Source organism: Aquimarina celericrescens (assembly GCF_042682765.1).
Lineage (GTDB): Bacteria > Bacteroidota > Bacteroidia > Flavobacteriales > Flavobacteriaceae > Aquimarina > Aquimarina celericrescens.
The window spans coordinates 228211-251511 of the sequence record NZ_JBHUHY010000003.1; the positions used below are offsets into that span (position 1 = coordinate 228211).

Here is a 23301-nt window from a genome sequence, read left to right on the forward strand (position 1 = left end):
CTTTACTGTTGGTTTTTATAGTGGTACTGTTGCTTAGAGATCAGATTACTGTCTTCATCCTTAACCTGGGTCAATCGACTTAGCCCATCATAATTATATTGGGTGGTATAACCACGGGGATCGGTTACTTCCAGTACCCCTTGAAGAGGTTCGTGAATATAGGTTGTGATCTGTGCCTCGGGAAACGAACTTCGTAACGTACCGTACAATGTTCTGAGTTGGGCATGAGTTTTTGTTTTCAGATCGATTACTCCAGTTACCACAGCATCCAGTTCAGCTTTGGTGACTCCCACCAATTGAGCCAACACATAACTATGGGTGGCATCCCATAAAATAGTGGTAGGAAGTCCATCTTTTCGTTGTACCTCCACAGGTTTTCCGGCAGTTAAGATAAACTCCTGTCGTAACTCATAATCTGATGGGATATGACCCGCGGTGTGTGTATGCATGGTCTCTCCTTTATGGTGCCTATAGGTAGCAACCACATTACCCTGGGCATCATAGTCTATAAACTGTCCAAGGATCTGGCTACCATTGGTGGTTACGGTTTTACTCACCGGTAATCCCACCTGGTAGTTGTTTTGCAACGTAGCGATACTACTGTTTTCTAAGGCATGATCTACCGGATACGTATATTGTATGATGGTATGTTTACCGTAGGGGTTCGTACTAAAGTTTTTATTGATGATCGCCTGTTCACTGGTTGCATAATACCTGCCATCCAGCTCTTGTTTTATGATTTGCATATCATCATTGTATTGATACCTGTACTGGGTCAGAAAAGCTTTAAAAGGGGTTCCCGAATAATACTCAACCTCGGTGCGCCCAGTAAGTTCATTTTTTCGATGATAATAATTCCTGGAAATCATATTGCGATATCCTAACTGTCCTGGCAAAATCGTATTCGAAAATTGATAACACTCATCTTTATCAGACAATACCCAGAATTGCAGGTTCTGCTCTAGGGTATTGGTATACTCCAAATCAACCGTTTTTACTTTGGAGGAACCTTCATAGAACTCCTGACGAGTCATTACAGATTCATACGATTTATTTCTATATAACTCCTTAAAATATTCTATTGTTTTTATAGGGCCATCATCTCCTATGGTCTCTATAGTGACAGTATCATAGAAATAGCCCGATTTTATAAGGCTGGCCTCTAAGGATAAATTATCGGAAGAAAATACAGCCCGCTCTCCATAGCTCTTAAATGTATCGCTCAAATTCAAACTATAGCCTGTTAAACCACTATAACTATATTGGGTTTGCTTGGCAATACTTCCATCGGCATCTTTATCAATTACCGATTGTACCCGTAACCCTCCGGTATATCGGGTAGCCGTACTTTCTGCTTCTTGCTCATCCCAGCTTAGGTTTACTGAAATCAGAGCCGTAGGATTAGCAATTAGTTTGGCATCTTCCACCTTTAATTCTAACATATAATCTCCCTTCAAAAGGTCTACGCTTCCTTCAGCACCTATTAATTTGGAAGGGGAAAAGACAGCCGCACCTAAACTCCCATCTGTATTTACTTGATAAATATTGAAGGGGGAACAATCAATACTGGGTTCTAAAGGATCAAAATTGCATATGGAAGAGGAAGTGGTATACGTAACCAGAGTTCCCAAATGGCTTAGATCTTCTGTGATGGTAAAAGGAGATCTAAATACCCGGTAACTTCCAGAAGTTGTATACGCGCTTGAAGCATGCACCGACGCATATTTAGTTATATATCTTGGATTGTCATTGGTCGTCGAAGGTACTGCATTGGCCTCATACTCAAATTCGGTACTTCCGCCGGTTGGATAGGTAATTTTTTGCAAGGTTCCTATCGCAAGGTAATTGGTATCTTCTCTACGATCTGCCAGACTGTTACGAAAAGCCTGATTGATCGTGTTATAAGCTTGTGTCGAATATGGTACCAGACTCGTATTGTTTTTCCCATTATAGAATCCATGAAAATCTTTAGACAAGCTTGCTTTTTCAGGAAGCGCTCCTGCAACGTATTCAAACCTATAAGGGGGTTTTGCACTCCCGTCAAATCCTATTTCCTGAACCGCATCCAGACGTAATCGTGCATCCCCAGAAAAATGTCTATACGTAAACTCAAAGCGTTTGGTTTTGTTCTTGATCTTATCCAGAATTGTAATTGAACTCAGTTGCTTTTTCCAGGTGGATAAGCTAACGTCTTCTACATAGTTAAAGGTTGCTTTTACTTTTTCGGTCTCGATGGTGGATACTAATTGATTGATCGAGGTATATTGTATCGAGGTGGGGAATACCTTTGTGTTATGCGCTCCTTGAGTATCGTTGGCACAGCCTACACATTTGATCCCTGGTTCGTTAATACAAGCTGGGGCGTAACTAATATTATGTGATATCTGATGCAGTGTATACTCAAGCGTATAGGGCGTGTAGGTAAACTGTATTTCTTTTGAATTCTTGGTCAGTATTCGATCTAACATCCAACCCGATACATTGCTTTGGCGATCTCTTGAATAATCATTATTGGAATACACTCGCTTGGCATTGTGCTCTTGGGTGTTATTAAAATAAAAGGTATTTCCTTGAGCATCCCGGGCTTCAAAATTAATCCCAAAACCAGTTCCCGGGGTCTTCTGAATAGCGATTGCATCTTTATACTCATCGACTACCGTGCCATCAGGATTAAAAATAAAAGTGCCGTTATAATTCAAAAAGCTAAAGGTAAAATCATCGGGATAATAATCATCCAGCTTATTGGAGGTTTCCATAATCTGCTGATTGGTATAATCAAATAAGGAATGCTGTGATACCCAGTCCGGAGTGATATATCCTTTCTTATCGGGGACGATCCAGCCTTCTTCGTCGATCTTATCATTGACCTGTCGAAAAATCCCTCCTCCCGCATTCAAAGTCCATTTTAATCCAACTACACTGGACAGATCATCTACTTTTACGCCTGAAGCATGATACGATAAAGAAATGGGGATGGATACGCCATCTTCTTCAATAGTAAATAACGGAATACTAATTTGTGGTACTCCCGTAGCATGGTTTACCAGGGTGTTTCCGTATTGTAAAAAACTAGCAGCATTGGGAGTAACAGGTGTATACTCGGCATGATACTCTACATAATCAGGGTTGAATTCTTCCTGAGCGCTAAGGCAATGCACAAGTAGCAAAGCCAAGAGAAGTGTATTCTTCATAAAACAGTTTATTAATTGATTTTATTTTCCTTATTTTTTATTCTCAACAGGACAATATTAATCCATGCCAGTTTCATTTTTTGAAACTGGGAAAAATTAAAATGTTAAAGTTTTAGTGTTGTTGTATCATTTTTAGTTTTTAATATATAGTGACTGTAAATAAATCTTTGGAAAGCTCGAGTTGAATTAAGTTTAAAAAAATAAATCCCTATCCATGATCACCATACAAACTGAAATCTCTTTTCTTTGAAATTCTATAGATGGTAGCAAAGAGTCATCCCGTTGTTAATAATGATTTTAGAATCCATATCGCAGCTATAAAAAGAAATAGTACTTTAGCAAAAAGTTAATATGAATGTCAAATCCAGATATATTTGAACAACAAATGAGTACAGAGAAAGACGCAAAATTAAAAGCATTAAAACTTACCTTAGATAAATTAGATAAAGCATACGGAAAAGGAACGGTAATGAAGATGGGTGATAGTGCCGTTCAAGAAGTAGACGTGATTCCCACAGGATCCCTTGGTCTGGATTTAGCATTGGGTGTAGGTGGATACCCAAGAGGGCGGGTGATTGAGATATATGGCCCAGAATCTTCTGGTAAAACGACACTTACCTTGCATGCCATCGCCCAAGCGCAAAAAGCAGGGGGTATTGCAGCTTTTATCGATGCAGAACATGCTTTTGATCGTTTTTATGCCGAAAAACTAGGCGTAGATATCGAGAATTTGATTATTTCACAACCCGATAATGGCGAACAAGCACTAGAGATTGCCGATAATTTGATTAGATCAGGTGCTATTGATATTATTGTCATTGATTCTGTCGCTGCCCTTACGCCTAAAAGCGAAATCGAAGGTGAAATGGGAGATTCTAAAATGGGACTTCATGCCCGACTCATGTCCCAGGCACTTAGAAAATTAACAAGCTCTATAAGCAAGACCAACTGTACGGTAATTTTTATCAACCAGCTTCGTGAAAAAATCGGGGTGATGTTTGGAAATCCAGAAACTACTACCGGTGGTAATGCTTTAAAGTTTTATGCTTCAGTACGACTTGATATTCGTCGTTCTACACAAATCAAAGATAGTAATAGTGAAGTGCAAGGTAACAAAACACGTGTTAAGGTAGTGAAAAACAAAGTTGCTCCTCCTTTTAGAACTGCAGAATTTGATATTATGTATGGTGAAGGTATTTCTAAAACAGGAGAAATCATTGATGTGGGTGTAGACTATGAGATCATCAAGAAAAGTGGTTCTTGGTTTAGTTATCAGGATACAAAATTGGGTCAGGGGCGCGATGCAGTAAAAGCACTCCTTAATGATAACCCAGAACTCATGGAAGAGCTAGAAGAAAAAATTAAAGAAGCCATAAAGATTGTAAAAGAGTAAAAAACCTTAGGCGAAGGCCTACAAGACATTCAAAAAGAAAAGACTTTATGGTGTCTAGGCTCATCTTGTGATATTTAAAAATCTCGATTATCCAAGTAAAAATCCTAAAATCCCGTCTTGATCATGATCAAGACGGGATTTTTTTATACCTTAAAAGCAACCATAACGATATCTCTACATCTTTATAGTAGAATAATTGCATTTGCCCTCAAACCCTATTTATATGAAAAAAGTAAAATTAATTTTAGCTTTTTTTCTAGCAGCCCTTTTTACAGGATGTTTAGATGATGACGATAACATTCCGTTCTTTTATGATGTGGTTGCTATAGAAGAAGTAACGATCCCAGACGAATTCACTCGAGGTGAAACGTATAAGATTACTGTTTCTTATTTTAGGCCCTCTACCTGTCATTCTTTTTCAGGATTTGACTATGGTGGATTCGGAAATGAACGAACAGTTGCTGTCTTTAATATTGTGATTGATGATGATACCACCCCTTGTGAAGATCTCGAAAGAACAGAACTGGTTGAAGCATCTTTTACCTTTTTTGTCGGACGAGAGAATTCGTATGTTTTTAGATTCTGGCAAGGCAGAGATGATCAAGGGAATAATCAATTTTTAACCATAGAAGTGCCGGTAGTAGACGAACAATAATAGTAATCAAAAAAAGGATGTTAGTGGGTTTGGATCAACTCATAAAAAAATGCAAGAAAAAAAATGCCAAAGCGCAAGAGCAATTATATAGAATGTATAGCAGTAAATTATTTTCTATTTGCTTAAAATATTCTAATGATTACCCTAGTGCTGAAGACACTTTGCAAGATGCCTTTATTACAATTTTTGAAAAAATAGTGCAGTACAAGCACAAAGGGTCTTTTGAAGGATGGATAAAACGAGTGACCATAAACACTGCTCTGCAAAAATATAGAAAGCAAAAAGTTTTTGATATCATTAATGAAGAACAAATTGAAGAACCAGCAATAGAAATAAATGAGGAAGAAGTCTCTTTAGATTATCTCTTACAAATCATTCAGCAACTACCCGATCGGTATCGATTGGTATTTAATCTTTATGTGTTAGACGGATACGCTCACAAAGAAATTGCTGAACTATTAGAAATCTCTATTGGGACATCCAAATCGAATCTGGCAAGAGCCAGAAATATTTTAAAAACCAAACTTGAAACCAAAAAAGAACCTTGTGTTCGAGCAATCGACGAACAAAGATGAATGATAAAAAAAATATAGACCGATTATTTCAGGAGAAATTCAAAGATTTTGAAGTTACTCCTGATGAAGCTGTCTGGGAAAAAATTAAGGCACGCCAAAATAAAAAACGAGCTCTTATACTGCCCTTTTGGTATAGAGCTGCCGGTGTTGCTGCATTGATTGCAGTTATCTTTACCATAGGCTATTTTTCTCAAAGCACCGACCCTACTACTGAAACTGTAGTATCAAATGACAGTAAAGACCCAGCTACAAATGATGTTTCTTCGCCAGAGAACGCAGATAAGGAGCGTATAGAAAGTGATCAAAATAATTTTGTTGTTTCTTCAGATGAAGAAGAAATTAATTCGACTGATAATCCTCAAAATGAGGGTATAACTAACGATACCAACAATGGCAATTCCCAAAAAATTATTGATAACGACCCAAAGACAACAATAGCTGGTTCTAAACAAGGTTCTTCAATACCTACTGAAAGTAAGACCAGTACGCCAAATACGAAGGAATCAACAATCGCAAACAATTTAGAACCAAATAATACCCCTTCAAACACGTCTACCGGTAAAAAAGCGGGTGATATTCTTCAAAAGAATACCAAAATCGATAAAGCTGATATCGCCAATCATAAAAACCAAAATACCAATCCTGAAAAAGAAAACTTGTTTTTAAAAGGTCCTGATAAGCAAAATAATGTTGCCAACCCTGGCGTGGCCGAGAATAATGCAAATACCAATCAAAACCCTGGTAAAGAAGAATTTAGTAACGAAACCCCTGAGGCCAATCAAAATAAAAAATCCCTATTTGATGCGATTAATCAAAAGGAAGAAGCCATTACCGAAGAAAAAAACACAGCAAAAAAATGGAATGTAACTCCGAATATTGCACCTGTTTATTATGACTCTTTTGGAGACGGATCCTCCATTGATACCCAGTTTGCCGATAATAATAAAAGCGGACAAGTAAATTTAAGCTATGGGGTACATGTTTCTTATCATGTAAATAAGCGATTAAGTGTACGTTCAGGAGTCAACAAAGTAGATCTCAGTTATAATACACAAAATATTGGATTCTCGCCCTCAAGTATTGTGGGGCAAAATCTAGAAAGTATTAATTATAGTCCAAATGCAGAAGTTATTTTGGTTTCAGATATCGGTCAAAATCAAAACAATCAATTTGTTGCCTCTGATATTAATAGAGAAGCTATAAACCTAACTCAAAATGAAGGGCTGTTAAATCAACGTATAGGGTACATTGAAGTTCCCTTAGAAATGAAATACGCACTGGTTAACAAAAAATTAGGTTTGCATATGATTGGTGGTGTGAGCACCTTGTTTTTAAAAGATAATGAGGTTTCTATAGAAGCAGGAGATTTTGAAACTACTATTGGGGAGGCAAATAATGTAAACGATGTAAGTTTTACAGGTAATATTGGTATAGGCGTTGATTACAAATTATCAGATCAATTTCAAATCAATCTAGAACCTATATTCAAATATCAGTTTAACGGATTCAATGGTAACACAGAAAATTTTAGACCTTATTATTTCGGTATATATACCGGGGTTAGTATAAAATTCTAAAATATATCTGTTGTGCATTTTGGAAGTAATAAATCAAAACACACAACAGGTAAAGTATATAAAGTTTTTAGTTGGGTAGTTATTGCTCTATATGATGAGCAATGATGAGCAAAGCCGCTCCTGAGAGGAGCGGCTTTTGTATTTATAGCTAAATCAACACAAATTGGCATAAAAGATTTAATTGAAAATTGAACCCGAATTATGCAGTAGAACTTTTGTGATGAGCGTTAAACTATTGATTAAAATCTTTTTCCAGCGCCGCCAAAATAATACTTCGCGTCTTTTCTTTTAATTCCTTTTTGTTTTCCTGGGTGAGTCCTTCAGTTGAAATTTCTTTATGAATATGTCCTCTCATGATACCAGGACTTCCGCTAAAGAACTTATAAGAGAAGCGTTTTTTATTGTCAAAAAATGTTAGCGGTAAAATCGGGATCTGATGATCTATTGCCAGTCTGAAAGCACCGTCCTTAAATTCATCCAAGACCAGGGATTGATCCTCGGGTACTCCGCCTTCAGGAAAAATACAAATACTGGTCCCATCATGTAACCTGGCATGGGCTCTATCAAAGACTTCCTTTCGGCTTCTTTGACTATTGCGATCCACCAAAATACATGTTCGCTTATAGAAAAACCCAAAAATGGGAATCTTTGCTAATTCCTTTTTACCTACAAAAACAAAGGGATGCTTTACACAATGTAGCATAAACATAATATCGGTCATCGAGGTATGATTGGCGACCACCATATAACTTTTATCAAGATCTGGTCTAGCTTCTCTACTTACTTTTGGAACAAAACCCATACCGTATAGTACAATTCTAGCCCAAAATCTCGCCAATACAAAAAACTGAGGATACCATTGTTCTCTAGAGGTAAGTATCAATAAGACCGGAAACATAATTATTATGGGAATCCCCATAATAATATAGAACCAAATACGCCAAAGTAGGATGAATATGTTCCTGATCATGATCATGGCCCAAAAATACATAAATGGTTTGACCTATCTGCACAAAAAAATTACCTTTGCCGGAAAAGCATGAGCCCGTGCAAGAAGTACGGAGTGGGCAGTAAATAGTTGACAGTGTAAGAATATATTCTGTAGACGGCGCACTCAAAACTACATAACTAATTGAATTTTAAAGATTCATATTTTTTATTTAGCAAAAGCACGAGATTTAAATGATAATATAGATTAATTTATTATGTCCAGAATTCTAACAGGAGTACAAAGTACCGGGACTCCACATTTGGGAAACCTGCTGGGAGCTATTATTCCAGCAATCAAAATGGCAAATCAACCGCAAAATGAGTCTTTCCTGTTCATTGCTGATATGCACTCACTTACCCAAATAAAAGATGCTAAAACTTTGCGAGAGAACACCTACTCTACTGCTGCTACATGGTTAGCTTTTGGATTAGATATTGAAAAAACAGTTTTCTACAGACAGAGTGATATACCACAGGTTACAGAATTATGCTGGTACTTAAGTTGTTTTTTTCCATATCAACGTTTAACACTAGCGCATTCATTCAAAGATAAATCTGATCGTTTAGAAGATGTAAACGCCGGACTGTTTACGTATCCCATGTTAATGGCTGCAGATATTTTATTATATGATGCAGAAATTGTTCCCGTTGGTAAGGATCAATTACAGCACTTAGAGATGACTCGTGATGTAGCATCTCGCATACATGCCCAGGTAGACGAACTGTTTGTATTACCAGAAGCACAAGTGCAAGAAGAAACGATGTACGTGCCCGGAACAGATGGTAGCAAGATGAGCAAGTCTAAAGGAAATATTATCAATTTATTTTTGCCAGATAAGAAATTGCGTAAGCAAATTATGTCGATCGAAACAGATAGTACTCCACTGGAAGACCCAAAAGATCCAAACACTTGTAACGTATTTGCTTTATACAAACTCGTTGCAACTGTAGACCAAGAAGCTGAAATGCGTAAAAATTATCTGGGTGGTAACTATGGCTACGGTCATGCCAAACAAGCATTGTATGAATTGCTTATCTCAAAGTTCTCACAAGAGCGCGAACGCTACAATTACTATATGGAAAATTTGAACGAAGTAGATAAAGCTTTAGCAATTGGAGCCAATAAAGCTACTGACGTGGCTACCGAAGTTTTAAAAAGAGTTCGAGAGAAAATCGGTTATTAATTAGTTGATACTAATTTTATTGATACTACCTAAGTATCAAATTTAAAGTTTCAAAGCTAGCGTAGTGGTGAAATCTCACCGCTATTAACTATTCTTCAAACACACCATATAATATCGCAATATGCACTTCTTATCTTAGAATTGATTCTAGTTTGTTTGATATAGGGGTTAACTTTAAGAGTCTCCTATGTCAAAAATTCACAACTTTATGCTCCTATCTACCTTTTGATATGACGTTTTCTAAAAAAATTTACCTTAAAATTCTCGAAAACGTTCTTTTTTGTATCAAATCTATTCTATTTTCACAACTTTTAAATCTGTCTGACCTACTATAAATATTGACCTATCGATATTTTTGACTTTTTTCTTTAAAAAAGTACAAAAAAAAATTATTAATTTTTATCGAGCAGTAAACTCAACAATAGTAGTGCTTCCCAACCATCAACAGGGGAAAAAAACCCGGTATGCCCTGTGGGTTTCCGTAAATTTCGTTACGATTTTATTTTTAGTTTGGCATCGGGAAAACAAAAGTTGCAACAGAGATATAAAAAATCTCTTTAGCGACACTAAGAGTATCATGAGGATAAACCTTTTTTTTAGGTTTATCCGAGTGTTACTTAGAAAATTAAAACTATGGCCAACAACTATAAATCTGTATAAAACCGAATGTTTACACCGCCCACTTTCTACAAGTACTACAATAGCGAGTTTATCCAATACTTAACCGATATCAAGAATATAGTACAGAAACGCAATCCAAAAATTTTAAAGGTACTGCCTCAAGCAGTTTTATTGAATAAACAGCTCACCCATTTAAGTGCTGTATATAAAAGAGAGCTGGATAACACCATTGCCAGAGAGCTTGAAGCATTAGAAAAGCGCAGGGAACTTGCCATAATGGGAATACGATCAGTTGCAGAGGCATTTACCTATCACTTTGATATAGCAAAGTGTACTGCAGGCGAAGAGCTTATTAAAAGTATGGATCGATATGGCTTAAAAGAATTTGATTATCAAACGCAAACCACTACTATTCATAATCTTACTGAAGATTGGGATAAAACGTTAATGCTAAAAGCGGCCCTTGTAACATTAGATATTATTGACTGGGCACAAGAACTTAAGGAAAGTAACGAATCTTTTAACTCAAAATACTTAGAGCGTAGTCCTGAGAATGACGTTTTGGATAACAAAATGAACTTCACTAATCTTAGAGACAAGGCGAAAGAAAGTTATGATATCTTAATCAGTCATATTACTAAACATGCTGTATTAACGGTAGCAAAAAAATATGAAATTGTAATAAAAGAAATCAATCGATTAACCGAAGAATATAACATAAAAGCAGAGCAAAGAGGAAATATAAACAACCAAATAAAACAAATTGTAAAAAGTTAACATGGTCACTTTCTAAAGAGATTTGATTTGTGAAAAATCATTATCCCTAATTTGATAGTAAGATTGTCTTTTGCCGGCCTGTTGTAGTGAGCCCCCCTCATTTCCACATTGTTTAGGTAACAGCCGGTAATAGACATAAAAGCCTGTGCTATGCACAGGCTTTTATAATAACAAGGGTAATTAACACTTACTGTACCCTAGCATAAATAAACTTCAGTTTTGTGTTAGGCCCAAAATCTCTGTCGTTATAGACACAGTTAACGACGAGATTTCCATTTTCGATTGAAACCAGAGAACCTCTAAGCTTAAGGGGATTATTTTTGTCATACAAAAATAGATACTTGCCATCATTACTTTTTTTCCAATCACCTTTGGTATCTTGACTATCTTTACCACATTCACCACCAATACTGGAATCTTCATAATAATTTTTTTCGATAAATTTACCAGTATTTAAAACCTCCAAGGTTGTTTGCATATCACAAGAAGATAGTGGAAATTCTTTGAGCGGTGTATCCTGTCCTGCATTAGTATATTCTTGTTGCAATTTCCATTTCCCGGTAATTGAGATATCCTGAGTATTGGAGCCACTACTCCCGCAGGAACAAAATATCAAACTAAGCATTATAAATCGAACAATATATACGAGTAAAAGTTTCATCATAAATCATATTTGCAATAACCGCATCAAAAGTACGTGAAAAACTTACCTTTAACAAATATTTAACGATAAAAAAGGTATTTCATCGTAAAAAAAAGCATTTTATCGATTGTTCATGAACTTAACTTCTATGGAATAGATCGTAATAATTTTTACAGAATACCATTAAGAATTCTTGTGGTTTTAACAGTTAATCATCATAATAGATAATTTCACCATCATTTTGTTGCCCAAAACAAATACCGCTGCAAGATTTAAAATTAATAAATTAGGAAAAGTTACAGATATTGAAGCTCGTGGACCTCAAAAAGAGTTGGAGGATGAAGCCATAAGGGTAATTGAATCCTTACCTCTTATGAAACCAGGAACTAAAGACGGCGAACCTGTAAATGTAATGTATTCACTACCTATTGCTTTCGCAATAAAATAATATAAACCTTATTAACGATGTAAAAAAAAGCCGAAGCAACAATTGTTGCTTCAGCTTCTTTGATAAAGAATTCTTATCTTCATAGATATAGTGCCTTGCCCTTAACCTTTATCTACCGTTTTTTAGCCACTTCATTAAATTCAGACATCATGAATACAGCAAGTAAAGACCAACAAACACAAAGAAAAACTAATATTTTTATAGGAATTTTGCTTTTTCTTGTTTCAATTGTATTATTTATTACAACAACCCCTATCGGTTTTCTCTACGGTTTCTTTTATAGATTATTTACGGGTTTTTTAAAAGGATTAGGAGGTTATTTTCTGGAAATAGCGGTTTCTATAGATCAGCTGGGTAATGTGGTTATGCAGCATATATTAAACCTTTTATGGATTAAAAGAAAAGGCTACAAATTTGGCCATAGAGACGAAACCATATCGAGTGTACTAGGCAAAAACCAAGAAGAAAACACACTTTCGGGATTTGGAAAATTGATCGTTTCTATACTAGATACTATAGACCCAGATCATGTATTTGACTCTATTGATCATTTTGTAGAATCAAAAATCTGAAGATCAAATACCGATTTATTTAACTAAAATCCCTCGTTGATCCATTACAGGTAAATCCTGAAAAGCATTTTCGTTAATTGTATTTTTTCTGAAAATATATTTTTTTTCGTACAATTTATTACCAGCAAAAAAGGTAACAGCAAATTCATTATTCATTTGCAACAGTTCTTCCTGAAGCATTTCGATTTTTGCAGACGATTTGGCATCTATTGTACCAATACCATGTCGCAACAACGATGTTTTGCGCTCACCATCATACCCTTTTGTAACTACCAAAACCATTTCTATAGATGTGTCACGATCATTGATGATATATGAATTCCAGTCTTGAGCCAAAAATTCTTTATTCCATTCTTTAACAACAGCTACGTATACATCTTCGACAATAGGTATTTCTATATCTTTTTTCATATTTTATTCCTTGGAAAGTATTTATTTACTATTTCCTTGCACATCCCCATCGCTATCTGGAATGAAATGTAAATAAAAAAATTTCTTTTTGAAAAATTTACAAAGCAGACTTAAACTGTTCTAAGAAACGCACATCATTTTCACTTAACATGCGAATGTCTGAAATACCATATAACAATAATGCAATACGATCAATTCCCATCCCAAAGGCAAAACCGCTATATTCATCTGGATCGATATTACAATTCTTAAGTACATTTGGATCTACCATACCGCATCCCATAATCTCTAGCCACCCAGTTCCTTTGGTCATTTTGTAGTCTGTTTCGGTTTCTAATCCCCAATATACATCTACCTCTGCACTTGGCTCTGTAAACGGAAAATAAGAGGGTCGTAACCTGATCTTTGATTTACCAAACATCTCTGTAGTAAAGTATTGCAAAGTTTGCTTAAGATCTGCAAACGAAACATCCTTATCGATATATAGTCCTTCAACCTGGTGAAAAAAGCAATGTGATCTTGCCGAAATGGCTTCATTACGATATACCCTGCCTGGAGAAATGGTTCTAATAGGCGGTTGATTATTTTCCATATATCGAACCTGTACTGATGAAGTATGGGTGCGTAATAAAATATCTGGATCGGTTTGTATGAAAAAGGTATCCTGCATATCTCGTGCAGGGTGATATTCTGGTAGATTAAGTGCCGTAAAGTTATGCCAATCATCTTCAATCTCGGGTCCTTCACTTACGTTAAATCCTATGCGAGAGAAAATATCGATAATTTGATTTTTTACCAAAGAGATTGGATGACGAGATCCTAATGCTATAGGTTCTGCAGGACGTGTAAGATCGCCGTAAATTCCATTTTCTTCTTCTTTGGATTCTAATTCATCTTTAAGAGACTTTACTTTTTCGTCTGCAGCTATTTTGAGTGCATTGATAGCCTGACCAAATTCTTTTTTCTGATCATTTGCAATGTTTTTAAATTCTGCAAAGAACTCATTGATTAACCCTTTTTTACCAGAAAATTTGATCCTGAATGTTTCAACTTCTTCTTTTGTTTTGGCCTTGAAAGCATCAACCTCGGCTATGTACTCTTTAATCTTATCAATCATCACTATTTTCTTAATAGAATGGCAAATTTACGCAATTTCAGTAAATCGAAGTCTTTTCAAATTGAATATTATCTTGATATAAATACTGCATCAAAAAGAAGGCAAAGAATCTTCCAAAAAGATGCCATAACCAATATGTTCCCATCAACAAAAGATCAGTTTCCAAATTTTTATCAAGGCTTTTAAAACCAACTGCCAAAGAAAACTCAAAACAGCTACGATGATGAGTTATTAACAGATATTATTGATTTAAACATGCTTTTTAAAGAAGTGATTCTAAATAGAAAAAAACCAGATTTAGACAAGTTTGAAGTTCTTAATGTTAAGAAATTAGAGGCTGGAAGAAATCCCAAAATCTCTGCATTCACAGCTACAAATTTCAATAATCATAACTTTAGGTTATTCTATATACTGGCTTATCAGAAAATAATTGACGATGGCTTCTTTCATCAAGATCGTTTGCTCACCAGACTTAAGGTTGGGTAATTGTTCTTTTACTTTATAATGTGGCCAACCATCATCATCAAAATAATCAAACTCATAATATCCATAAGGCTCAAGCAATCTACAAATTGCGATATGCATCAGATCTAATTTTTCATCTTTTTTGAATCGGCGGTGTATCTGTCCTAATTCTTGAACTCCGATAAGGTAAATGATTCCGTCAAGGTCCAAATCATCATCCTCAGCAAATTGATCTGATAATTTTTGAACCAGGTTTCCCCAGCGTTCTTTTAATTTTTCGTCTCTGGCCATATAAGTTTTTGAATCCGTTTTTAAAAAATTTCGAACGGATTCTAAGTTGTTTGTGATTATTTATATTGATACTCTTTTGAATCAACAAAAATACTAAAAACCAGAGATCCCGAATCTAAATTTCATTTAAAATAATGCTACGTACAAAGGAAACTTGTAGATTTTTAAATCAAAAAAGGGATATCTAACGATGCTTAGATATCCCTTTTGTCTCAATTTAACTAATTAAAATATTGCTTAATCTAACACAATATCACTACTTGGTGTAACCGTATTATTTACTACGTACATTAGTCCATTTGATGCTTCTATAGCTGGAGTAATAATTTGGGCACCCCCTACATAAACAATATCCCCATTATTAGACAATCTGATTTCTTTTTGTGTCCCGGCTTCGTCAATAATGTCATTATCCTTCATCTCCCATTTGGTAACTTTCTTGGCAATAAAATGATATTTAATGAATTGCATCAACTTTGTTTTATTCTTTGGGTTGGTTAATTCTGCAAATTTATCAATAGACATCTTGTTAAGTGCCTCGTTGGTTGGCACTAATAATGTATGCCCATTAGCATAGTTTAAAGATTTTTCTAATCCAGACAATCTAAGTAAAACCGCAAAATTTGATAAGTTCCTATCCATTTGAACCAATTCTGCTGTAGTAAAAAGCTTTGTGTTTTCTACTTTGCCAAGAATTTCTAGGTCTGATTGTGCTTTCACACTAAAATTGATGAATAGTAAAGCTATAAAAAGCGGTACTATACCAAAATGTTTAGTTTTCATAGTATTAATTTTAAAGTTAGATAACTAAATTAAAACTGATGCGAGAATGATTTTTGCTCGATAGCTTTAAAAAGGAACGCAATCTGTATTTTAAAAAAAAATTAACGTTTAACACGTTAAAAACAATACACTTACACTTTATAAGCTGTTCAAAAAATAGGATTTACTAGTGGCGTTGGGAGTTACTTTTATTTATCGTATCCAGCACCTGATCTCTGTGCAAAAACCTTAGAAATATCATTTCTTTTTCAGAAGTTAAGACTCCGACCAGATAATAAAACCCAACTCCTATTTTATAAGCAGAATTATTTCCTTTTATATTTCTTAAATGAGGAACTTGATCTACACCCTGAGCCCTTTTTATAGTTCTTAAAACATTTTTTACCTTTTCGTGCAATGAAACATCATTCACCATTTTGAAATCTGAAGCAAATTGACTGGAAATTTTTACTTCCATCGCGATTAGGATTCAAATAATTCTTCCTCATCCACTAACAAGGATGGATTTGCTTGTTGCATCAAAAGCAATAAGCCCAAGTCTTCTTTCTGCACCAAAGACATACTATTTATCTGTTCTTGTTTCTTATGCTCAATATACCAGATAATTGCATTTTCCATTACCTTTTTTACGCTAGAGTTCTCTATTGCAGCAATCAGTTTTAATTTAGGTATTATTTGATCGTCTATATCTATAATTTTTCTCATCATATGTTTTATATATATTGTATGTTAAATATATATAATTAATTTGAAAAGAACGACTACAAGATGATGAAGTCAATTAATTTGATAAAAAACATTGAAGTGCAACAAAGCCTGTAAAATTAAACTTTCTTGATTGGTTAATTTTGAGCCATAATGAATAATAGTCTACGAATTTTTGTAAAATGATTTTTTGATGAATTATATTTGAAAACAATTACCATTGGATTAATGAATTACATTGATGTTATTCTAGGGATACTTTTATTATGGGGAATGATAAAAGGCCTTAGCAAAGGATTATTTGCTTCCTTAGCTTCTTTAGTTGCACTTATTGTAGGAATTTATATCGCTGTCCACTTTTCTCATTTTGCAGCAAGTTTTGTAAGGCAATATGTAGATTGGTCTGAAGGAGCTATGAAATTAACAGCTTTTGCTTTGACCTTTATTGTCGTGGTTATATTAGTCTCTTTGGCCGGCAAGTTGTTAACGAAAATTGCAGATTACGCAGCTTTAGGAATCCTAAATAAAATTCTTGGTGGTGCTTTCGGAATTCTAAAAATGGGATTTATTGCCAGCGTAATTATTATATTTATCAATGCTGTAAATAGTAATATCACCATCATCAAACAGGAAACACTAGATTCTTCCCTGCTATATCATCCAGTAAGTAGAATTGCTCCAGCTGTACTCCCTGTATTAAAAGAAAACTCATCAAAAAAATAATCTGTAGATGCTCTAAAAAGAATTAAACTTGATCTGCATCAGGTACATCTTCTACTACGCTTTTTAAATATTCAATACTAGATTCAAAATCATCAAACACGCAATCTTCAGGCACAAGATCGGGGATGATATCGATACTCTTTGCAAGGTATAAGGGTTGTTTTTGAATGCCAACAATATGAGTTTTAATTCCTTTTTGTTCTAGTCCCAGAATGATTTCTTCGAGCGTATACACTCCAGATTGATCCATATAAGGTACTCGATCCATTCTTAGAATAACATGCGTGGCTGAGTCGGGTATTTGCTTTGCTAGTTGTTGTAATTCGCTAGTCGATCCAAAAAATACCGGCCCGTTAAGGTGTTTTATAAAAATTTCTTCTTTAAGTTCTTTTGGAAAACTACGCTCATCTTTCCATAATTGATTTGAAATATTATTCTCAAGACCCTGATAAGATTCTATCCGAGACTCACTAGCGGTAACATCTCCCATTTTTTTCATGAACGTTAAAGATGCTAAAACCAAACCTATACCAACCGCATATACCAAATCCCATACCACAGAAAGTACTAGAACGAGAAACATAATAAGAACCTCTATTTTAGGCATACTCGGGATAGCTTTCAACCCTCTATAGTCCATTACTCCAATCCCAACAGTAATTAAAATACCCGCAAGCACAGCGGCAGGAATTTGAGACGCGATGGGTCCCAAGGCTAATAAAACGACAAGTAATAGAATCCCTGCTATCATACCCGACAATCTTGTTTTACCTCCAGCATTAATATTCACCACTGTTCTAATAGTTGCTCCTGCCCCGGGGATTCCACCAAAAAACGCGGCAATACTATTTCCAATTCCCTGCCCCACCAACTCTTTGTTTGGGTTGTGTCTAGTCTTGGTCATATTATCTGCAACTACTGAAGTCAATAAAGAGTCTATGGCACCCAAAAAAGCAAGTGATAATGCTGTGAAAATGTAAGGTGTAATGGCCACTAAACTGAAATCAGTAATTATCGTCAAATTAGGTATGGGAAATCCACTCGGAATTTCTTCGATAGGCCTGTATTGTAATCCAAAACCATACGCTGCTCCAGATACAACCAGCAATGCCACCAATGTGCTCGGAACAGCAGTAGTTATTCTTTTAAATCCGTAAATTATCACTATAGTAAAGACACAAAGAATAAGTTCTAAATAATTTATATTCTTTATCGCTCTGGGAAGACTTTTTATTGCTCCTACAACCCCAGATGCATTACTTTGGGCGAGTGTTACGGCCTCTAGTCTAATTTCTTCTTCCGAAATATTTTCTGCTCTTTTGATAGTTTCTTTGAAATCTTCTAAGACAAGAATCCCCTCTCCTGCTTCCTCTTTAAGGATTTTATCGAGAATTACCTCCTCGGCTTCTGGTTTAAATCTTTCTACGTATTCATCGTCCTCTTTAGGATAATATCCCAATGCCGGCAAAAATTGAGTGACTAAAATCATCACCCCGATAGCGGTCATAAAACCAGACACTACCGGATAAGGAATATATCTAATGTATTTTCCAATACCAACTGCCCCTAAACCGATTTGCATCAAACCTGCCAGAAGGAACACTGTTAAAATTGCGGGTAATGCTTTATTTACGTCTCCATTATTCGCACCTATTAAACCAGCAATCACTAGCATGCTTACCGCTGTCATTGGTGCTGTGGGTCCGGAAATCTGAGTATTGGTTCCTCCAAAAAGAGCAGCAAAAAAACTAATAAAAATTGCACCATATAATCCAGCACTTGGTCCTAGCCCAGAAGAAACCCCAAAAGCTAATGCCAATGGTAATGCAACAATTCCTGCAGTTAAGCCACCAAAAGTATCTCCTCTAAGATTGCTAAAAAAACCTTTCATACGATACCCTAATTTTCTTGAATAACAATAATAGTAAAACTATTGAGAAATAACACAAAAAAGCACCATCACTATAATCGTGATGGTGCTTTTTTGGGAAAAGTTTATGATTAACTTTTATTCGAAAATGGTGACTTTTCCATCGTTTATATCATACATGCCTCCAAGAATCAATATATCACCACGATCTTCCATTTCTCGAAGTACTTCGCTTTCTTTTCTAATATTATCAATCGTCATGTGTACGTTCTTTATGGCAACCTCATTCACAAAATCTATATTTTTTGAATTTCGTAATGTTGTATCAGTAGGTTCTTTAACGGCCGCAACAGCGGGTTTAATTTTACTAATAAGGGCAGTAAGATTCCCCAATTGCGCATCATCACAAGCTCCTTTGATCGCACCGCAGCTAGTATGACCCAAAACCAGCACTAATTTGGTCCCTGCTAATTTACAAGCGAACTCCATACTCCCTAAAATATCTTCGTTTACAAAATTTCCCGCAACTCTTGCACTAAAAACATCTCCTATTCCCTGATCAAAAATCAATTCTGACGACACTCTCGAATCAATACAACTTAAAATCGTAGCAAAGGGAAATTGTCCACTTTTTGTTTCACTTACTTGCTCTAGAAGATCTCTACCGGCTTTTTTATTCTTCAGAAATCTTTCATTCCCCTCTTTTAGAAGTTGAACTGCCATTTGTGGGGTTATTGCCGCTTGTGTTTCTTTGGTATGCGCTTTCATCTGTTTTTATGTGTTGTTATTTATATTGTAAAAAGAATTCCTAAATAAGCGATTGATACGAAAAACATTATTTAGACCTTCTCGTTTTATTTCTTAAAATTTTATGTCGTCTTTGGCCTTAGTTTAAAAAATTGTATAAAACTGCTGGGATTTTCAATCTCCCCTCTTTCTGAGATCAATTTAATATCTATATGCTTGTTTTTTGCTTTTTCTGAAAAATCCTCCAGAATTTCGATAATATCATTATCCAGATATCTTGTTTTTCTAACGTCTAATGTAAGATAAGTATCTTCTGGTAATTGATCAAGCTCCTTAAGGATAGCCCCTTTGTTAAAAAAGGTAACTTCTTCTGCTAAAGTCATCTTTACTCTATGTTTGCCATTACTAACATCTTCTATATGAAGGAAGTGAGAATTTTGGTAGCTTTTTAAAAGAATAACAGCAATTCCTACCAAAAGACCCAGACCAATTCCTACTAAAAGATCTGTAAAAACAATCCCAACAACAGTTACCGTAAAGGGTAGAAACTGTTTCCATCCAAGTGTATACATTTGTTTGAATAATGCTGGTTTCGCTAATTTATATCCTACAATAAGCAAAACTGACGCTAAAACCGATAGCGGTATCATATTTAATAATCTAGGTATTAAAATCACCGAAATTAAAAGAAAGAAACCATGGATGATTGCAGACATTTTGCTTTTCCCGCCAGACTGAATATTTGCAGAGCTTCTTACTATTACTTGTGTAATTGGTAACCCTCCAATCATTCCAGAAATGATATTTCCCGTTCCCTGTGCCAACAACTCTCTGTTCGTAGGTGTCACATGTTTTTCGGGATCTAATTTATCTGTCGCTTCAACACATAAGAGTGTTTCCAAACTTGCTACTAGGGCAATAGTGAAGGCCGTTACCCAGACATCTGTTCGACCTATAACAGCAAAATTAGGAAAACTAAACTGTCCTAAGAACGAAGACAAATCTCCTGGTATGGGCACACTAACCAAGTGATCTTGCGAGATTGCCAGGTTCTCATGATCTTTGGTAAAAACATAAAAAAGAATTCCTACTACAACTGCAACTAATGGCCCTTGTATTAATTGAAAAATTCTAGCTTTTTTTGTCAATACTTTATCCCATAAGATTAATATGCCGAGACCTATAATTGCAATGATAGTAGCACCAGGGCTTATAAAGTTAATCGAATTGATGATTTCTGAAAAGGTGTTTTCTCCATCTACCTGAATGAAAGCAAAATCCCCTTCTGGATCGACATCATATCCAAAAAAATGCGGAATTTGTTTTAGAATGATTATAATTCCGATACCTGTAAGCATTCCTTTAATTACTGAGGATGGGAAATAATATCCGATAATACCGGCTTTTAATACTCCAAAAATCAACTGGATAATACCGCCGAGTACTACAGCAACCAAGAAATTTTCGTAACCTCCCAGTGCAGCAATAGAACTTAATACTATAGCTGCCAAACCTGCCGCAGGTCCACTTACACCAATTTGAGAACCACTTAAGGCCCCCACAATAATTCCTCCTACGATCCCAGCAATTAATCCTGAAAAAAGAGGTGCTCCACTTGCCAAAGCAATCCCCAAACATAGAGGTAATGCTACAAAAAACACTACAATACTTGCTGGTAAATCATTTTTTAAATTCTTAAAAATGTTCATAGTTATAAAAATTTGTCGTTCTTCCCTATACTTAGGATTAAGAACAATTTGATAAAATAGATTTGAAAAAGATTAGAAAAAAGGAATATCTTCTTTTGCAAAATAAGGACCACTTTTCGAATCAAATGACTAAAGATGTACTATGAAAATTCTGGTGGAGGTGTATTCTTTTCAAGATATACCGAAGAATTGGGGTTAAATAGATCAGGATAAAAGCTATCCACTGAATCTATTAATGAAGAAACTCTATCATCGTTATTCTGAGAAATCTTATCTTTTTCTTTGAGGTCTTCCTTTTCTGAGCTTTCTTTTTCTTTTTGTTCAGAACTTTCAGATTCTTCAATAGCAATAGAGGTCTGATTGTCATCATTGTAAAAATTAATCAAAACAAGACCGTAATTTGAGATATTTAGAAGAAATCCCAAAACAATCAAGTACTTTGCTATGTATAACTTTATCATCATTTAGAAAGGCTAAGGTAGCTAAAATAACAGTATTACTTTCATAATTTGTTAAACGAATTGTAAATCTATTTAATAATTTGTTAGGCTTTTAGATTATTTTCAGAACTTTTCTTATATATCAAAAATATACTAAAATAATCTGTTCTTTGTTTAATAATTAATTAAAGCGGTATTTTAATCGTATTGAAAACTAGTATACCAAATAGAATAGTAATTATAGATGCCCTAAGAGGTTTTGCACTTGCAGGTGTAGCACTAGTGCATATGACCGAACAATATATAGCTTCAGCTCCTACAGACAACTTAATGGAAGTTACGAATGGCACTTTTGATAATATTTTAAGTGGTATTATTGGATTTTTTATCATGGGTAAGTTTTTTGCTTTATTCTCCATTTTATTTGGTTTGAGCTTCTTTATTCAAATGGAATCTGCAGCAAATCGAGGACAAAATTTTGCAGGTCGTTTTCTCTGGAGGGTATTTTTGCTTTTTATCATCGGATACATACATCAAATTTTCTATAAAGGAGATATTTTAACGATCTATGCCCTCTTGGCACCTTTTCTTATTCCTTTTTACAAGATAAATAACAAATGGGTGATACTCATATCGGGATGTTTTTTACTTAGTATTCCAAGATTTATTTCTTACATGATATTAGGTACAGAAAGCGCTTTTGGTTTTTCATCTTTTATGGATTTTAATAGTGAATTGAACACTTCGTACATTAATACACTTAAAGAAGGAAACATAACGGATGTATTTATCGCGAATGCCGGCCAGGGAATGCTACAAAAAATGGATTTTCAAATTAGCTTTTTTGGAAGATTCTATTTAACTTATGGATACTTTCTAATTGGTTTATGGCTTGGTAAAATAGGGTTGTTTCAAAATGTTGAAAACAATATCCCTATGATAAAAAGATGGCTAATTAGAGCATTAGTGTTTTTTATCATTGCTTTATTAATCACCGGAGGTTTATTTGCTTTGGCACCTCAACCTGTTGATTTTAAAAGCTGGATACATGTACTGGGTATTAATGCCTACGACTGGTCTAACATGGCGCTTACTGCCATTATTCTATGTGGTTTTATCTTGATTTACATGAAAAATCGGGGAGGAAAATATTTATCCTTTTTTGCTCCATACGGAAGAATGGCGCTTACAAATTACATCTTTCAATCAATTATTGGTACCTCAATACTGTTTGGATGGGGTCTTGGTTTTCTAGGAAAAATCCAAACTTCTTTTCTTTTTGTTATCGCTATAATTTTAATCGCTTTTCAAACCATATTTAGCAAAATTTGGCTCATCCATTTTAGATATGGCCCGTTAGAATGGTTATGGAGAAGCGCTACTCTGGGCAAACTACAATCATTTAAAAAATGAC

At 35.0% G+C, this 23301-nt stretch carries 23 protein-coding genes; 10 read left to right on the forward strand and 13 right to left on the reverse strand.

The genetic code is table 11. The features are described from left to right. Positions 1-2: 2 nt before the first annotated feature. Positions 3-3191 (reverse strand): RHS repeat domain-containing protein, encoded by a 3189-nt coding sequence (locus ACFSJT_RS04885; RefSeq protein ID WP_378319101.1) that lies wholly within the window; start codon positions 3189-3191, stop codon positions 3-5. A gap of 385 nt (positions 3192-3576) precedes the next feature. Between ACFSJT_RS04885 and recA the strand changes: the two genes are divergently transcribed. From recA to ACFSJT_RS04905, 4 genes are all read left to right on the forward strand, one after another. Beyond that, positions 3577-4584 carry a recombinase RecA gene (gene recA / locus ACFSJT_RS04890; RefSeq protein WP_378319540.1) on the forward strand — a complete coding sequence of 336 codons (1008 nt, stop codon included), beginning with the start codon at positions 3577-3579 and terminating at the stop codon, positions 4582-4584. 223 nt (positions 4585-4807) lie between these two features. Next, positions 4808-5239, forward strand: coding sequence for a hypothetical protein (locus ACFSJT_RS04895; protein WP_378319102.1), 432 nt, complete (start codon positions 4808-4810; stop codon positions 5237-5239). Positions 5240-5262: 23 nt separating this feature from the next. Next, positions 5263-5814, forward strand: coding sequence for an RNA polymerase sigma factor (locus ACFSJT_RS04900; protein ID WP_378319103.1), 552 nt, complete (start codon positions 5263-5265; stop codon positions 5812-5814). Beyond that, entirely contained in the window at positions 5811-7391 is a 1581-nt protein-coding gene (locus ACFSJT_RS04905; RefSeq protein ID WP_378319104.1) for an outer membrane beta-barrel protein, read from the forward strand. The genes ACFSJT_RS04900 and ACFSJT_RS04905 overlap by 4 nt, the downstream gene beginning before the upstream one ends. Positions 7392-7623: 232 nt before the next feature. Here the strand turns inward: ACFSJT_RS04905 and ACFSJT_RS04910 are convergent, their stop codons facing one another. Next, the gene (locus ACFSJT_RS04910) at positions 7624-8367 is read right to left on the reverse strand and encodes a lysophospholipid acyltransferase family protein (protein WP_378319541.1); all 744 of its coding nucleotides are present in this window, start codon (positions 8365-8367) and stop codon (positions 7624-7626) included. A gap of 229 nt (positions 8368-8596) precedes the next feature. Between ACFSJT_RS04910 and trpS the strand changes: the two genes are divergently transcribed. Together trpS and ACFSJT_RS04920 are read left to right on the forward strand one after the other, a co-directional pair. Next, positions 8597-9565 carry a tryptophan--tRNA ligase gene (gene trpS, locus ACFSJT_RS04915; protein ID WP_378319105.1) on the forward strand — a complete coding sequence of 323 codons (969 nt, stop codon included), beginning with the start codon at positions 8597-8599 and terminating at the stop codon, positions 9563-9565. A gap of 666 nt (positions 9566-10231) precedes the next feature. Next, positions 10232-10963, forward strand: coding sequence for a DUF6261 family protein (locus tag ACFSJT_RS04920; RefSeq protein ID WP_378319106.1), 732 nt, complete (start codon positions 10232-10234; stop codon positions 10961-10963). Between the two features lie 187 nt (positions 10964-11150). Here ACFSJT_RS04920 and ACFSJT_RS04925 read toward each other — a convergent pair whose 3' ends face one another. Further along, positions 11151-11624: a hypothetical protein gene (locus ACFSJT_RS04925; RefSeq protein WP_378319107.1), complete on the reverse strand. Its 474-nt coding sequence runs from the start codon at positions 11622-11624 to the stop codon at positions 11151-11153. A 226-nt stretch (positions 11625-11850) separates the two neighbouring features. Between ACFSJT_RS04925 and ACFSJT_RS04930 the strand changes: the two genes are divergently transcribed. Both ACFSJT_RS04930 and ACFSJT_RS04935 read left to right on the forward strand, forming a co-directional pair. After that, positions 11851-12054 carry an energy transducer TonB gene (locus tag ACFSJT_RS04930; RefSeq protein ID WP_378319108.1) on the forward strand — a complete coding sequence of 68 codons (204 nt, stop codon included), beginning with the start codon at positions 11851-11853 and terminating at the stop codon, positions 12052-12054. Between the two features lie 149 nt (positions 12055-12203). Next, positions 12204-12626: a hypothetical protein gene (locus ACFSJT_RS04935; protein WP_378319109.1), complete on the forward strand. Its 423-nt coding sequence runs from the start codon at positions 12204-12206 to the stop codon at positions 12624-12626. A 15-nt stretch (positions 12627-12641) separates the two neighbouring features. On the opposite strand, the gene ACFSJT_RS04940 is transcribed toward ACFSJT_RS04935, so the two are convergent. The 6 genes from ACFSJT_RS04940 to ACFSJT_RS04965 all read right to left on the reverse strand — a co-directional run bounded on the left by ACFSJT_RS04940 (position 12642) and on the right by ACFSJT_RS04965 (position 16398). Next, the gene (locus ACFSJT_RS04940) at positions 12642-13037 is read right to left on the reverse strand and encodes a hypothetical protein (protein ID WP_378319110.1); all 396 of its coding nucleotides are present in this window, start codon (positions 13035-13037) and stop codon (positions 12642-12644) included. A 97-nt stretch (positions 13038-13134) separates the two neighbouring features. Continuing rightward, a complete protein-coding gene (gene pheS / locus ACFSJT_RS04945; protein ID WP_378319111.1) occupies positions 13135-14154 on the reverse strand; it encodes a phenylalanine--tRNA ligase subunit alpha in 1020 nt (339 codons plus the stop codon). A 399-nt stretch (positions 14155-14553) separates the two neighbouring features. Continuing rightward, positions 14554-14910: a hypothetical protein gene (locus tag ACFSJT_RS04950; RefSeq protein WP_378319112.1), complete on the reverse strand. Its 357-nt coding sequence runs from the start codon at positions 14908-14910 to the stop codon at positions 14554-14556. Positions 14911-15147: 237 nt separating this feature from the next. Next, positions 15148-15693: a fasciclin domain-containing protein gene (locus tag ACFSJT_RS04955; protein ID WP_378319113.1), complete on the reverse strand. Its 546-nt coding sequence runs from the start codon at positions 15691-15693 to the stop codon at positions 15148-15150. A gap of 166 nt (positions 15694-15859) precedes the next feature. After that, the gene (locus ACFSJT_RS04960) at positions 15860-16150 is read right to left on the reverse strand and encodes a hypothetical protein (protein WP_378319114.1); all 291 of its coding nucleotides are present in this window, start codon (positions 16148-16150) and stop codon (positions 15860-15862) included. A 5-nt stretch (positions 16151-16155) separates the two neighbouring features. Next, positions 16156-16398, reverse strand: coding sequence for a hypothetical protein (locus tag ACFSJT_RS04965; protein WP_378319115.1), 243 nt, complete (start codon positions 16396-16398; stop codon positions 16156-16158). 204 nt (positions 16399-16602) lie between these two features. Here ACFSJT_RS04965 and ACFSJT_RS04970 point away from each other — a divergent pair, with 204 nt between their 5' ends. Beyond that, a complete protein-coding gene (locus ACFSJT_RS04970) occupies positions 16603-17121 on the forward strand; it encodes a CvpA family protein (protein WP_378319116.1) in 519 nt (172 codons plus the stop codon). A 22-nt stretch (positions 17122-17143) separates the two neighbouring features. Here ACFSJT_RS04970 and ACFSJT_RS04975 read toward each other — a convergent pair whose 3' ends face one another. From ACFSJT_RS04975 to ACFSJT_RS04990, 4 genes are all read right to left on the reverse strand, one after another. After that, complete coding sequence (locus ACFSJT_RS04975) at positions 17144-19012, reverse strand: SulP family inorganic anion transporter (protein ID WP_378319117.1); 1869 nt, start codon at positions 19010-19012, stop codon at positions 17144-17146. Between the two features lie 117 nt (positions 19013-19129). Then, complete coding sequence (locus ACFSJT_RS04980; RefSeq protein ID WP_378319118.1) at positions 19130-19759, reverse strand: carbonic anhydrase family protein; 630 nt, start codon at positions 19757-19759, stop codon at positions 19130-19132. A gap of 101 nt (positions 19760-19860) precedes the next feature. After that, entirely contained in the window at positions 19861-21441 is a 1581-nt protein-coding gene (locus tag ACFSJT_RS04985; protein WP_378319542.1) for a SulP family inorganic anion transporter, read from the reverse strand. A 146-nt stretch (positions 21442-21587) separates the two neighbouring features. Beyond that, entirely contained in the window at positions 21588-21908 is a 321-nt protein-coding gene (locus tag ACFSJT_RS04990; protein ID WP_378319119.1) for a hypothetical protein, read from the reverse strand. A gap of 186 nt (positions 21909-22094) precedes the next feature. On the opposite strand from ACFSJT_RS04990, the gene ACFSJT_RS04995 reads away from it, so the two are divergent. After that, positions 22095-23300, forward strand: a complete 1206-nt coding sequence (locus ACFSJT_RS04995; protein ID WP_378319120.1) for a DUF418 domain-containing protein — start codon at positions 22095-22097, stop codon at positions 23298-23300. Position 23301: the final 1 nt, after the last annotated feature.